This is a genomic window from Pengzhenrongella sp. (assembly GCF_036565025.1).
In the GTDB taxonomy this organism is placed as follows: domain Bacteria; phylum Actinomycetota; class Actinomycetes; order Actinomycetales; family Cellulomonadaceae; genus Pengzhenrongella.
On record NZ_DATCNW010000177.1, the window covers coordinates 1 to 13,583 of the forward strand.

Annotated in this window: 11 protein-coding genes; 4 read left to right on the forward strand and 7 right to left on the reverse strand. The window is 68.5% G+C overall.

Annotated elements, in window-relative coordinates:
- The first annotated feature begins 196 nt into the window (after positions 1-196).
- The 3 genes from VIM26_RS10110 to VIM26_RS10120 all read left to right on the forward strand — a co-directional run bounded on the left by VIM26_RS10110 (position 197) and on the right by VIM26_RS10120 (position 6,498).
- Positions 197-5,758, forward strand: a complete 5,562-nt coding sequence (locus VIM26_RS10110; protein WP_331950725.1) for an RHS repeat-associated core domain-containing protein — start codon at positions 197-199, stop codon at positions 5,756-5,758.
- Positions 5,759-5,786: 28 nt separating this feature from the next.
- Positions 5,787-6,173 carry a hypothetical protein gene (locus VIM26_RS10115; protein ID WP_331950727.1) on the forward strand — a complete coding sequence of 129 codons (387 nt, stop codon included), beginning with the start codon at positions 5,787-5,789 and terminating at the stop codon, positions 6,171-6,173.
- A gap of 76 nt (positions 6,174-6,249) precedes the next feature.
- A complete protein-coding gene (locus tag VIM26_RS10120) occupies positions 6,250-6,498 on the forward strand; it encodes a hypothetical protein (protein ID WP_331950729.1) in 249 nt (82 codons plus the stop codon).
- A gap of 173 nt (positions 6,499-6,671) precedes the next feature.
- Here the strand turns inward: VIM26_RS10120 and VIM26_RS10125 are convergent, their stop codons facing one another.
- Complete coding sequence (locus tag VIM26_RS10125) at positions 6,672-6,878, reverse strand: hypothetical protein (RefSeq protein ID WP_331950731.1); 207 nt, start codon at positions 6,876-6,878, stop codon at positions 6,672-6,674.
- 693 nt (positions 6,879-7,571) lie between these two features.
- Complete coding sequence (locus VIM26_RS10130) at positions 7,572-8,192, reverse strand: zinc-binding dehydrogenase (protein ID WP_331950831.1); 621 nt, start codon at positions 8,190-8,192, stop codon at positions 7,572-7,574.
- Positions 8,193-8,229: 37 nt separating this feature from the next.
- Here VIM26_RS10130 and VIM26_RS10135 point away from each other — a divergent pair, with 37 nt between their 5' ends.
- The gene (locus tag VIM26_RS10135) at positions 8,230-9,891 is read left to right on the forward strand and encodes an IS1182 family transposase (protein WP_331950733.1); all 1,662 of its coding nucleotides are present in this window, start codon (positions 8,230-8,232) and stop codon (positions 9,889-9,891) included.
- 138 nt (positions 9,892-10,029) lie between these two features.
- On the opposite strand, the gene VIM26_RS10140 is transcribed toward VIM26_RS10135, so the two are convergent.
- The 5 genes from VIM26_RS10140 to VIM26_RS10160 all read right to left on the reverse strand — a co-directional run bounded on the left by VIM26_RS10140 (position 10,030) and on the right by VIM26_RS10160 (position 13,550).
- Positions 10,030-10,515, reverse strand: a complete 486-nt coding sequence (locus VIM26_RS10140) for an alcohol dehydrogenase catalytic domain-containing protein (protein ID WP_331950735.1) — start codon at positions 10,513-10,515, stop codon at positions 10,030-10,032.
- 10 nt (positions 10,516-10,525) lie between these two features.
- Complete coding sequence (locus VIM26_RS10145; protein WP_331950737.1) at positions 10,526-10,654, reverse strand: hypothetical protein; 129 nt, start codon at positions 10,652-10,654, stop codon at positions 10,526-10,528.
- A 286-nt stretch (positions 10,655-10,940) separates the two neighbouring features.
- Positions 10,941-11,633, reverse strand: coding sequence for a TetR/AcrR family transcriptional regulator (locus VIM26_RS10150; RefSeq protein ID WP_331950739.1), 693 nt, complete (start codon positions 11,631-11,633; stop codon positions 10,941-10,943).
- Positions 11,634-11,673: 40 nt separating this feature from the next.
- On the reverse strand, positions 11,674-12,429 hold the full coding sequence (locus tag VIM26_RS10155; protein WP_331950741.1) for an SDR family oxidoreductase: 756 nt from the start codon (positions 12,427-12,429) through the stop codon (positions 11,674-11,676).
- Positions 12,430-12,791: 362 nt separating this feature from the next.
- Positions 12,792-13,550, reverse strand: coding sequence for an MmcQ/YjbR family DNA-binding protein (locus tag VIM26_RS10160; protein WP_331950743.1), 759 nt, complete (start codon positions 13,548-13,550; stop codon positions 12,792-12,794).
- Positions 13,551-13,583 lie beyond the last annotated feature (33 nt).

Consider the following 13,583-nt stretch of genomic DNA (forward strand, 5'->3'; position numbering starts at 1 on the left):
CCGTGCCCCGCGAGTCCTCATTGGCTCCCATCGGACCAACCTGGCCGTCAAGAGCGTCGCTGTCAGTCACATCCGAGGTGATCATCGTGGTCTCCTTACGCCGGCATCAACGCCAGCTGTTGGGAACCGCTCCGTACACAGAGAATCTGACACCCTCGCCGGGTCGTCCTGGACGTTCGACTACGCGGCGAAGAACATGACCGCCACCCAAGAGCCCGATGGCAGCATCGCGTTCCGCGACGCCAAGACAAACGCGGTGCGCGCGGTCATCCCGATCGGCGCGGCGTGGGACTCCGCATCCACCCCGAGCAACGTCCCGGTGAAGCTCCAGCTGATCGGCACCGGGGAGAACGTCCAGGTCAAGGTCTCCGTGGACCCGACCTGGCTCGCGTCGCCGGCCCGGGTGTTCCCGGTCCGGGTCGACCCGTCGCTGACGACCGGGGCCCTGTCGGTGACCGCGTACAAGAGCGACAGCACCAGTTGCCTGTCGCCTGCGTGCGCGACCCGGATGGGCAACAGCCAAAGCGCCGGGGACACGTTCTGGCGCTCGACGGTCCACTTCGGGTACGAGGGCCTGTTCGGCAAGCACGTGCAGTCCGCGGTCATCAACGACACCGTGAACGCGGGCACGACGAACTCCTACGTCGCGGTCTGGTACCTGGTGAACAGCGAGACCTACGCCGGGTACGGCACCGCGCAGACCACCCCGTCCAACATCGCCAGCTCGGGGGCGCAGTCCGGGTCCGCCCTGACCAGCACCCTGCAGGGCTGGGCTGACAACAGCACCTCCGGGAAGCGATTGTTCGTCCGCGGGCAGGAGACCCCCGTCGCGACCTACACCTACAAGCAGGTCGCCGCGACGCTCGTGGTGACGTACAACTCCTACCCCGGTTCGCCGACCGGCCGTTCGGTGCGCCCGTGCTCGGCGCAGTGCTCGTCAACAGTGCTCACCAACTCGCTCACGCCCGAGCTGACCGCCACCACGACCGACGCCGAGGGTTCGGCGCTGCGGTACGACTTCGAGGTGTGGGCCGGGTCCTCCGCCAGCCCCACGGTCATGACGACCAGCGGCTCGGTGTCCAACAAGGCGTCCGGGAGCACCGCGTTCTGGAAGGTCCCGGCGGCCAAGCTCGTCAACGGGTCCACCTATGAGTACCGGGTCCGCGCGTACGACGGCGTCGACTACGGCGCCTGGTCCAGCGGCTGGATCGTGTTCACCGTCGACACCAGCCCCCCGACGACCCCCGTGGCGACGAGCACGACGTGGCCGTCCGGGCAGTGGGTGAGCGCCGCGACGAACACCGGCACCATCACCTGGTCCGACACCAACGTGAACAGCTACACGTACTGGATGGACACCGACGCCCCAACCAGCGTGCCCGCCACCACAACATCCCGCGCCTACACCATTGCCCTGGTCCAGGGCTCTCACACGTTCCACCTCAAGGCCTTCGACACAGCCGGGAACTACGCCCAAACCGACTACACGTTCGGGATCGGGAACGGCACCCTGTCCAGCCCCGCCGACCAGGACCGCACCCAGGACAGCGTCAGCGTCGCCGCCCAACCCGCCGACCCGATCGCCTACCCGTACGTCCAGTACCAGTGGGCGCCAGGCACCACCACGACCTGGACGCCGGCCAGCACGCTGACCATCCCCAGCACCGGCGACCCCGCCCCTACCAACAGCGCAGGCACCTACGCGCTCAGCCCCACCCTCACCTGGGGCGCGGTCGCCGACGTCGGCGGCGACGGCCTGGTCCAGGTCCGGGCCTGCTTCGCGACCTCCTCGACCGCGGCACCGACCATCTGCACCGGCCCGAGCTCCCTGCAGGTCGCCCGGACCGTCTTCGGCGCGTCCTCCGCGACGCAACCATTCGGCCCCGGGACGCTGAGCCTGCTCACCGGTGACCTGTCCATCTCCGCGACCGACGCGTCGGTGTCCACGTACGCCGGTGCGCTGAGCGTGGGGCGGACCGCCAGCACCCTGGCGCCCGCGGCCGCGAACACCGCCGCGTCCGGGGTGGCCGGGCCGGGCTGGACGATGTCCCTGCCCGACCCCGGGTCGGGTCGCACCGACCAGACGCTGACCAGCTTCTCGAGCAACGCCACGACCGGCACCACGGCCGACCAGGGTTACGTCATTCTCACGGGCGCGGACCGCGCCGAGGACGTGTACGGGGCCACCTCACCGCGCGCCGTCTACCCCCGCACCTACGCCGCGGAGGGAGACGCCGCGGACGGGACGATCCTGACCGAGACCACCTTGGGCAACTTCGCCGTCACCGACACCGACGGCACCATCACCACCTGGACAGCGGTGGCATTCAACACCCCCACCGCGACGACCAGTGTGACCCAGCCGGGAGTGACCAGCCCGGCTGTGTACACCTTCGGTGGCACGGGTCTGCTGACCAGCGTGACCCAGGGCCCGCCAGGTCTGACCTGCACACTCACGACCGTCGGGTGCCGCTCGCTGAAGTTCCTCTACGGCGCCCCGAGCAGCAACGACTCGTCCCTGGCCCTGCCGTCGGGGATGTTCGACGTCGCAGGGCGCCTCGCCGAGATCGACGCCGTGGTGACCGACCCCACCACGGGCACCGTCGTGACCACCCCGGTCACCCGGTACGGGTACGACGCCAACACCACGGCCGGGCGCCTGGCCGGGGTGTGGGATCCGCGCCTGAGCGCCCTGGTCGCCCGGTACACCTACGTCGGCACCACCAACCGGCTCGCGACCCTCACCCCACCCGGCTTGAACGGATTCCAACTCGCCTACGACGCCACCGGCCGGGTGACCACCGTCACTCAGCACGACGACGCCCTCAGCGCGGACGCGGTGACCACAGTGGCCTACCAGGTGCCGTGGAGCGGTGGTGGGGCGACTGGTGTCGGGCTGCCCGACCTGTCCGGGATCGCGACCGGGGTCTGGGGGCAGTCCAGTGACGTGGTCGCGGCAGCGACCGCCGTGTTCGGCCCCGACCACAACCCGGGCGCCACCATCACTTCCACGGACTGGCCCTACGCCGACGTCACCTACCTCGACGTCAACGGCCGCCAGGTAAACACCGCCAGCTACGGCGCCGGCGCGTGGCAGATCGAGACCACCGGGTACGACAAGACCGGGAACGCGATCAGCGAGCTGACCGCGGACAACCGCACCCAAGCCCTGACACCCACAGCCGCCACCGACCCCGCCGTCGCCGCGATGCCCTCCGCCGTGGACCGGGCCAACGCCCTGTCCACGCTCAGCACCTACAGCCTTGACGGCGTCGACCTGACCGACACGTACGGGCCGATGCACCCCGTCACCCTCGCCGACACCAGCACCGTCGACGCCCGCACCCACGAAACCAACGTCTACGACGAGGGCGCCCCGACGGCCGGCCGCCCGTACCACCTCGTCACCACGAGCAAGGTGGGGGCGCAGACCACCGACCTTGCCGCCGGAGACCAGGACGTGCACACCACGACCACCGGGTACGACCCCCTCGCAACAGGTGACGGGGACGGCTGGACCCTCAAGCAGCCAACCAGCGTCACCACCGACCCGAGCGGGACGAACAGCACGAACTGGAGCCGCTTCGACTCAGAGGGTCGAGCGATCGAGACAAGACTTCCCGCCGGGACGGCCACCAACGGGATCGGTACTGACGCCCGTAGCACCGTCACCAAGTACTACAGCGTCGGTGGGGCCAGTCCATGCACCTCCACCATTTACGCCGGCCTGGTCTGCCAGACCGGACCCGCCGCCCCCGCAGGCGGCACGCTGCCCACTCTGACGACCAAGACCGTCACCGGGTACAACCAGTGGCAGCAACCCATCACCGTCCAGGAGAAGGACGCCGCCGGCACGCTGCTGCGCACCTCGACCACCACCTACGACGCCGCCGGTCGCACGGTGACCAGCGGCGGCGTCACGACCACGGCCGTGACTGGCGGCGGCACGACCACCAGCGCGGTGCCGACCACCACCACGGCCTATGCGACGAGTACCGGACTTCCGACCACTGTGAGCGACTCGGCGGGCACGCTCACGATTGGGTACGACACCCACGGCCGTGCCGTGAGCAGCATCGACGCGAACGGTAACGCCACGGCAACCAGCTACGACATCGCCGGACGCGTCGCGACGCGAACCGACGGCAAGGCCACCTACACGTACACCTACGACAACGGCGGCGGCACCGGCAGCGCTGAGCACCGCGGGATGCTCACCACCCTGGACACCGGCATCACCGCCACCGGATACACCACCGCACGCACCTACACCGCCGTCTACGACGGCGACGGAAGGGCTACCACCACGACCCTGCCCAACGGGGACGTGGCCACCAACGGCTGGGACAACACCGGCGCGGAAACGCTCCTCTCCTACACCGGCAGCGGCCTCGGGACCGGCCTGACGTTCACCGCCGGATACGACAGCGCCGGGCGCAAGAGCGGCCTGGCTGGGCCGCTCAGCACCCAGGGGTTCACCTACACGCAGATCGGCGAGCTCGCCACCGCGAGTCGCAACGACGGCACCACCTGCACCAGCCAACGCTTCGGATACGACGCGAACAGCAACCGGACCGGCTACGCCGCCAGCACCACCAGCTGCACCGCACCCGCCACGTCCGTGATCCACGGGTACGACGCCGCTGACCGAATCACGGACACCGGCACCGTCTACGACCAGCTTGGTCGCACCATCACCGCGCCCTCCAGCACGGTCACCGGCGGCGCGGACGTCGGGATCCAGTACTTCGACAACGACATGGTCCAGAAGCAGACCCAGACCGTCGCCGGAGTCACCCACACCCAGACGTTTACCCTGGACCCGTCCGGGCATCGCATCGCCACACAAACTGACTCCATCGCGGGACTGAGCACCAACTACTACAGCGACGGCTCCGATAGTCCTGCCTGGACCGCCACCCCGGCTGGATGGACGCGCAACATCGACGGGATGTCGGGTCTCGGCGGCATCCAGACCCATACGACCGCCACCGACACCGTTGCGCTACAACTCACCGACCTGTCCGGGAACGTCGTGGCCACCGTCGACGACACGAGCGGTGCCGTCGTCGGGGCGGTCTACGACTACGACCCGTTCGGCGCCAGCGTCGGCACCACTCCACCGCCAGGCAAGTACGGATGGCTTGGCGGCCACCAACGCGCAGCCGACGACCTCGGCGGACTCGTTCTCATGGGCTACCGTCTTTACAACCCCACCACCGGGCGATTCCTGTCCACCGACCCAGTCCCCGGCGGCAGCGCCAACTCCTACGACTACGCCAACCAAGACCCCATCAACCAGTTCGACATCGAAGGAACCTGGTCAAGGTCCAGGCACAGTGCCTTTAGCAATGGTTGGCACAGTGCCTGGGGCTGGGCGAGTCACCACAAGCTTGATATCGCACTGACGGTGGCCTCATTCCTGGTACCCGAAGTTGCGGGTGCGATCTGGGCCTATCGGGCCTACCGGGCGGTGCGAATGGTCGAAGAGGTCGAGGAAGCCTCGGTCGCCTATCGCGGGATGTCGCTAGCAGCCAGGGCTGGTCGGAATCGGGTAAAGATCACGACGCCCAGAGGTAGATATCACTTCGACTTGAAGGGTCGAGCTCACCCGTCGCCGGAGGGACTCGTCAAGACGCCCCACTACAAGTACCAGCCACGAAACTCGAGGAGCCCGCACGGCTGGGGCGCCTCGGAGAAGCAGGTGTATCCGATGACGCATCAGCACATGCGCTGGGTCGAGAGGATACTAGGCTGATGAGGTCAGGAAGCCGGGGCGCTGCGTCGTGACCGTCGTGCGGTTCGAGGGTCACGAGACGTGGCCGATCGACAACGAGATCGTCGAGCTGGTGGTAGGGGGCCGACGCTTCGATCTACACAACGATGCTGATCTGACTGAGCTCGCGATCAAAGCTGCAGCGGGATCTGAGGCGATTGCGCTCACCTTCCGTGCCCGACCGCTCGCTCCGGGCAGCGCTTCGGATCAAGTGACGCTCGTCGTGGAGTTCCGAGGCGTGTCGAGCTTGGAGCTCAATGCCGACCTCGCGGCCCAACACGAGGCTGGCGTCTTCTTTGCCTTTGAGTACCTCGGTGGTCAGTCGCTCGGTTTCGAGACTGATTTTCTCGCGGTGCGACTGGAGGCAGAGTCCGTTGTTGTCACGGTCCTTCCCTGAGGGCTGATCGGGCGGGCCACACAGTTGTCCCAAGGGTCGGCGACAGCGACGACGGGAGCGGGAGGCGCGGCAACACGTGTTGCCCGGCGCGCTGTCCGCACCGGAGATCACCAGCAACCGGGTCGCCGCGTCGCCTGAGGTCGCGCGGCTGCAGCAGCTGGTGGAGCAACAGGGAGCGATCGAGGTCGAGGTGGAGCGGCTGGTCGCGGATGGGGTGGGCTGGCCGGGTGAGTCGGCAGGCGGCGCGGCAGCGTCACCTGCGACGGCTGGCGCCCTGAGCCACCTGCGGCTCTGGCTCGGCTGGTCGGCGTGGTCCGGGACGTGATCCGGGACGTCCCGTGGGTAGTGCACCGCGGCCGCGTGGGAGTGCCTCAGGCGGTGTTCCAGCGGCGACGACTATCCTGACCAGGGCCCCATCAATCGATCCGATCTCGACCGCCGCGATTGGCGAAGCGTTCCCGCAGATGTTGAAATTTGAAGCGCCGACGGTCGTCCCCGTCAGGACGTGAACCAGACGAACAGCCAGAACGGGTCGCCAGCCGCTATGCCGATTGCGGCGCCGAGCAGCATCCACGGCCCGAACGGAATCCTCGAGCCGCGCACCGCACGCCCCGTGAGTAGTATCCCGACAGCGAAGACCGCGCCGAGCAGGAACGCCGCAAGCCCGCCGATGATCAGCACGCCCCAGCTGTCCGACGACGGCATCTATGCCGCGATGGACTTCCTCGTTCGACATGGCGAAGAACACGACCCTCCATGATTTGGCACTGGGTGTCATCGCTTGGACAAGGTGAGGCCCGCTGAGGGCCCCAAGAACCCGGAGTGACCGGGTGACGCAACCCCGAACGTCCATCTGATCTGACGGTCTCGGCGTGCCCGGCGTGGCGCCGCAGCCCTGGGTCCAGGGAGGTAGCAAGTATGCAAATCGGCGACGGACACCGAGGGAGGTTGTGCCATACCGGGGCGTCTCTCGATTCCCCACGGACGTTGCTCGACGGCCTGAAATGCAAACCTGCAGGTCAGGGCGCTAGTGCCCATTCGACGTGGCGTGTCCTATACGGCCAAGTCGGGTTCCCGACACACTGTGTTGCAGTACAGACTCAAGGCTCTGATCGGCGGAAACGCTGGTCGGGGCCTTTTTGCTTTTGGCGGGATCCGGTCCGACGTCGTCGGGCCCGGCTGCGGGGCCCCGCGGCGGGTCTGGACCAGACAAGACATGCCGCCTTCGCGGGTGTTTTTGCCCTGCGGGAGGTGGTGGCGCCGAGGCATACCGCACCATCGTCTCGTTGCGGTCGGCGCGCAGCAGCAGGCCCAGCGTCGGTTGATGCTGCGGGAGGTACCTGGCGGCCCGCGAACGTGAACCCTGGCCCGGTCCACCCGCCGAGGGGCTGACGTGTGTCAGCCGAGAACGACGACGTGCTTGCCGGGGATGTCGCCGGCCTCGAGGGCACGCTGTGCGTCGGCCACGTGGTCGAGACCGTGATGGACGGTGGCGATGGCGGGGGTGGTGCGGTGTGCGGCGATCGCGGCGAGCTGGCGCGCGAAGGCCGTCTCTGGCAGGTCTGAGGCCTGCCCGGCGTAGGTGGTCAAACGCACCCCGGTGGGGATCAGAGTGAACGGGGAGATGTCGTTCAGGACCCAGGCGCCTGCCAGGGCTCCGGTGAAGCATCCGGTCCCGCCGCGCCGTAGGGTCCGCAGGGTGTCGGGTAGGACGTCCAGTCCTACCAGTTCGAGGGCTGCGTCCAGGCCGTCAGGGTGTCGCTGGCGCACGACGTCAGCGAGGCTGCCGTCGTCGACGAGAACCTCGTCAGCGCCGTGGTCACGCAGGAGTCTGTCTCGGCTGGGGTTGCGGGTGGTGGCGATGACGTGTGCACCGAGGTCGTGCGCGAGTGCGATTGCCGACAGCCCGACCGTGGAGGTCCCGCCCCGGACGAGAAGGGTGTGTCCGGCCTGCAGATCTAGGTGGCTGGTGTTTTTCGCGTGGCGGTGTCCGGTTGCGCGGCGACGCTCGGGGAGGATCGCGGGTGAGGGTTGCCGCTGCGGTCAGGAGTAGTCGATGACGTTGGGTCTGACGCCGAGGCAGGGTGATCTGCTGAGCACGACGGTCACGTTTTGCGAGGGTCGGGTCTCGGAGGACTCGATCTACGCGGTGCTGCATCGGGAGTGCTTCAACCTGTTCGGCGATGAGGTGTTCGCGGACCTGTTCAAGGATGTGGGTCGGCGCAGCGTGCCGCCGATGATCGTGGCGGTCGTGATGGTTCTGCAGCGGATCGAGGGGTGCTCGGACCGTGAGGCGGTGGACCGGTTCGCTTTCGACGTGAGGTGGAAGTACGCCGCGGGCGGGTTGGCGTTCGACTACCCGGGGTTCGTGCACACGGTCCTGGTCGACATGCGGGCCCGCCTTGCTCGCTCGGATCGCCCGGACCGGATCTTCGAGGTGACGTTGGCCGCGGCGAAGGCGGCGGGCCTGGTGGGGCGTAAGCGGGTGCTGGACTCGACGCCGTTGTATGACGCGGTGGCCACGATGGACACGGTGACGCTGGTGCGCTCGGGGATCCGCGGGCTCCTCAAGGCCGCCGGCGCGGACCTGGGCGGGCAGCTGCGGGCGGTCCTGGCCCGCGAAGACGACTACGCGGGAGCGGGCAAGCCCGTGTGTGACTACGACGACAAGGTCGCCCGCCGCGAACTGGTCGACGCGTTGGCGAAGGACGCGATGGCGGCCCTGGGGGTCCTGGACGGCGTCGAGCTGGACGAGCCGGTCGATCAGGCCGCGAAGCTGTTGGCGACGCTGATCGGGCAGGACCTCGACCAGGACGAGGTCGGGGTGTTCCGGATCGCCCGGCGGGTCGCGAAGGACCGGGTGATCTCCACGGTCGATCCTCAGGCCCGCCACGGGCACAAGACCGCGGCTCGGGGTTTCGACGGGTACAAGGGTCACCTCGCGATCGACCCCGACACCGAGATCATCACCGCGACGAGCGTCACCGCGGGGAACACCGGGGACGCGGAGCCGGCCGCCGGCCTGCTCGCCGACGACCTGCCCGCCCCCGCGCCTACGGCCGGTGACGGCGCCGGCGCCGGTGAACCTGAAAACGTTGTAGTTCACGAAGGACATGGCGCCGCCGAGCTCGCCGAGCTCGGCACGGAGCCGTTGGCGGTCTACGGGGACGCGGCCTACGGCGCCGGGCCGCTGCTCGCGGTCCTGGAACAGGCCAGTGCGGCGGTGATGGTCAAGGTCCAGCCTCCCGTCGCCCCGGCCGGGCGGTTCGCGAAGGATCGCTTCGTCATCGACACCGCCGCAGCCACGGTGACGTGCCCCGCGAACGCGACGGTGGCCCTGCGCCCGGCGAAGGGCGGCGGGGGCACCGCGAGATTCGGTGCCCTCTGCGCGAAGTGCCCGCTGGTCGCGGGATGCACGAAGTCCACGGCGGGCCGCACCATCAAGATCACCGCCTACGAGGGCGAGCTCACCCGGGCCCGGACCATGCAGCGGGACCCGGCCTGGAGGGCCGAGTACCGGGCGACGCGTCCCAAGGTCGAACGCAAGATCGGGCACCTCATGCGCCGCAAACACGGCGGGCGACGAGCCCGGGTCCGCGGCACCGACAAGGTCGCCGCCGACTTCTCCCTCCTCGCCGCCGCCGTCAACCTCGCCCGCCTCGCCGTCCTGGGAATCACCCGGACGACACGATCGGGATGGTCCGCCGCCACCGCCTGAGCCCCACCGGGGAGACCCTACAGGCGCGAGCGGCCCACACCCAGGCCTGCGTCGGGCCCAGGGGCTCCTCACCGGGCCCGAACCGCGCCACCGGGCGACCAAGAGCGAAACCCGCTCACCGCCCCGACGAACCCCTCATCAACCCCGCCGAGCCAAATCCCGCCCAGGAACACCCGCTCGACACCAGCCACCTAGGCCGGTGGTCAGGGAGCCGTAGGCGGTCTGGAACGTCTCAGGCAGTGCGCCGATGATCTCCCACGGTAGATCGGACGAGAACCGGATGACGTGCTCTTCGGGGACGAGGCAGTACGCGGCGTAGCTGCCGTCGATGCCTCGTCCCATCCCGCCCATCATCGCCACGACCTGCTGCCCGGGGTGGAACCGGCTGCCGCGAGCGACGGCGTCGACGATGCCGGCTAACTCGATGCCGAGGATTCTTGGGAATGTGAAGTCGGAGCCGGACTCGCCCTTGCGGCTGGTGACTTCCGATTCGTTCACGCCGAACGCCTTGACCTTGATGCGGACCCACCCGGGCTCGACTTCGGGTACGGGCACTTGTGACGTCGCCAGCGTCTCGAGCCCGCCGGGTCCGGTGAGCCGGATCGCTCGCATCATGTCCGCCATGGGGTGCTCCTCATATTCGTGGGTCGCGGTCGCGCGGTGCGTTGTCGAAGGCGTTGGCGAGGGCGTCGATCGCTCGCGCGGCCGGCTCGGGGAACTGCGTCATCAGCGCCCCGATGGATTGCGCCTGGAACGAGCGCACCAGGGCTTGTACCTGGGGGTTGTGAAGGGGGCCCGCCGACCGGGCGAACGGCTCACCGCTCGCCCCCAGGGTGGAAGACCTCGACCATGCCCGAGACATGGTCGTTGCCAGAACCGATGCTCGCCATCCCCACGCCGGATCCCACCCTGGTCCCGGGCACGCGGCCGAGCCAAAGCTATCGACAGGTTTGTGTTGTCCTTTGTCCGGTGTCCATCGCGAGTTCGGCCTCTCTGTCCCGTAGGGCGACGTATCGGGGTCCTGGCAGCGTGAACTGGTAGTCCGGGGTTCAGGATCCGGTGCGATAGCGGGTGAGCATGAGGGCGACGGCTTCGTCCACGATCGTGGTGTCGGTGGGGTCGGGCGGGACGAAGTCGGTCCGTACGAGTTGAGGCCACAGGATCTGGCCGCAGATCATGCCGAGGAACTGTTCGGCCACTGCGGATGCCGGCTGTGTCTGTCCGTTGGCCGAACGGAAGTCGAGTGTGCCGCCCTGTGCTTCGGCGTCCAGGTAGTCGCGGAGCCGGTCGAAGAAGGGTCCGCGGTCGATGGCGAAGCCGGTGCCGACGATGTCGGCGAGTTCCGGCATCTGGGGAAGTTCGGTGATGATGAGGCGGCACAGCGCCGCCGTGCCGGGCCGCGAGACCAAGCAAGCGTAGTCGCGGCCGATGTGGTCCAGACCGTACCGGGGATCACCGGGCGGGGGTGGTTCGGCGTACTGCACGTCCAGCTGCCACTGTTCGGATGTGACAGCCGCGAACAGCGCAGCCTTGGTGGGGTACCGCTTGAAGAGGGTGCCGGTGGAGACGCGGGCCTCCCTGGCGATCTGGGTCAGGGAGGTCTTGTCGTATCCCTGGGCGAGGAAGAGGTCGCGGGCGGCGCGGATCATGCGCGCGCGGTTCTCCGCTTTGATCAGCGCGTGATACCCGGCCTGGCACCTATCGCTACCGGTTTCCGCTCGGTCACGGTCCGCCACCGTCATACCCACGCCTCTCGCCCGTCTCCCCGCCGCATCCTCGCTGTCAGAGGATGGTCTGGCCGCCGTCCAGGATAAGGTCCTGGCCCACAGCGAAGGCGGAGGCATCGGAGGCCAGGTACACGACGGCCTCCGCGATCTCCTCGGGCATACCCATGCGACCCAGCGGGATGCCGGAGCTGATCGCCTCCAGAACCGCCGTCTGCTGCGCGGGGTTCTCGATCCCGAGCTTGGAGTACAGCGGGGTGTCCACCGGGCCGGGGCTGACCGCGTTGAACCGGATGCCGTGCGACCTGAGCAGGTCCGCGTTCCACGACCGCATCAGGGAGGCGACAGCCGCCTTCGTCGCGGCGTAGGCGTTCGACTGCCCGTAGCCGCCGTGCGCGCTGTTGGACGCGTTGAGGATGACCGAGGACGGGTTGGCCAGCACGGGCACCAGGGCCTGTGTGAGAAAGAAGACGCTCTTGACGTTGATGGTGAAGAGCCGGTCGTAGCTGTCCTCCGTGTGGTCCTCGAACGGCCGCCAGTCCGAGACGCCGGCGTTCAGGAAGGCCACGTCCAGCTCCCCGAAGTGCTCACGCACCCGCTCCGCCAGGCCGCGTTGGGCATCGAGATCGCGAGCATCGGCCTGCACCACCGGCACCTTGTCCCCGAGGATCTGCCGCGCCTTGTCGATGCTGGCCGGGGTTACGCCTGTGACCAGCACGTCGGCGCCCTCCGCGACAAAACGCAGCGCGGTCTCCAGACCGATCCCGCTCGTGCCGCCGGTGATGAGGGCGCGCTTGCCCGCAAGACGATTCATGTTCATTGTCCCTTGCCGAGTAGAAGGTAAGTCGATGGACTCACCACCTGAAGGTAGCTCCCGCACTTGCCCTATGGCAAGTCGATCCACTTACCATCGGTGGTCTGGAGCGGTTCGGCCACGCCGGAGAGGTGGCCGAACCGGCTCGAAGGCCATGTCGCTGCCGTCCGCGAGGGGCCGGGTGATGGTGGTCTGGCGCAGGCGGTCGCCGACTGGCAGGGAGGGCTCCTCGTCGAAGAGCGGCAGGATCACTACGGTCGGTTCCATCGGTCTCTCGGGTCGCAGGCGGGCCGGACGGGGCGAGCCCTTGCACGGGACGCTGACGAGCGAGGGCTCGCCGTTCGCGGGGAAGCTCGCGGCGCTCATCGGGCACTGGGGCGGTCGCGTCGCGGCAGCCGCTCGGCGACCAGGTCGTAGGAATCCTCGACCGCGTAGGTGATCAGCCGCTCGGTGATGCCGGGTCCCGGCCCCAGTGAGATCCAGTGGCGTTTGTCGAGATAGCGGCCCGGTGTGATCGAGGCGTAGCCGCGTTCTTGCGCGCGGGCGTGTTCGGGTTCGCACTTGACCGTGATGATCTGTTCATCCGGGTCGTCAGTGACAATCAGGAACACCTTGCCCGCGACCTTGTACACGTCGAGTCCCGGGGTGAACGGGTATCCGTGGCTGACGTCGGGGAGGGCCAGGGCCACCCGGCGGGCGGTGTCCTGGAGCCGGTCACCGGCCGCGTTCACCGGGCCGCCCGGTGCCGGTGTCGTAGGTGTGCGGTCGTCAGGCCGCTCGGTCTTGGGCAGGTGGGCGACGACGAGCCGGTAGGAGTCGGTGACGAGCTCCCTGACGAGCTCCTCGTCGACGCCTTCTCCGCTCTCCAGGGTGATCCAGTGCTTCTTGTTCATGTGGTAGCCGGGGGTGATGTGGCTGTATTGCTCCCGCAGGGCGTGGGCGTCGCTGGGGTCCGCCTTGAGGATCACGACGGGCCGCCCCGGGACCTCGGTCATCAGCATGAACACCTTGCCGCGCACCTTGTAGACCTCCCAGGCGGGGCCGAAGGGGTGCTCCAGCTGGGCTCCGGGGAGTTCCGCCGCGCAGTCGGCGGCGGCTTTGTGCAGGGGCGATCCGTTCATGGATGGTGAGCCTTCTCAGGTGGTGACGGACTG

What these genes read in the sequence shown, in the direction of transcription:
- VIM26_RS10110 (WP_331950725.1), top strand. Translation starts at nt 197, where the DNA reads ATGACCGCCACCCAAGAGCCCGATGGCAGCATCGCGTTCCGCGACGCC.
- VIM26_RS10125 (WP_331950731.1), bottom strand. Translation starts at nt 6,878, where the DNA reads ATGCCGTCGTCGGACAGCTGGGGCGTGCTGATCATCGGCGGGCTTGCG.
- VIM26_RS10135 (WP_331950733.1), top strand. Translation starts at nt 8,230, where the DNA reads ATGACGTTGGGTCTGACGCCGAGGCAGGGTGATCTGCTGAGCACGACG.
- VIM26_RS10140 (WP_331950735.1), bottom strand. Translation starts at nt 10,515, where the DNA reads ATGGCGGACATGATGCGAGCGATCCGGCTCACCGGACCCGGCGGGCTC.
- VIM26_RS10150 (WP_331950739.1), bottom strand. Translation starts at nt 11,633, where the DNA reads ATGACGGTGGCGGACCGTGACCGAGCGGAAACCGGTAGCGATAGGTGC.
- VIM26_RS10155 (WP_331950741.1), bottom strand. Translation starts at nt 12,429, where the DNA reads ATGAATCGTCTTGCGGGCAAGCGCGCCCTCATCACCGGCGGCACGAGC.
- VIM26_RS10160 (WP_331950743.1), bottom strand. Translation starts at nt 13,550, where the DNA reads ATGAACGGATCGCCCCTGCACAAAGCCGCCGCCGACTGCGCGGCGGAA.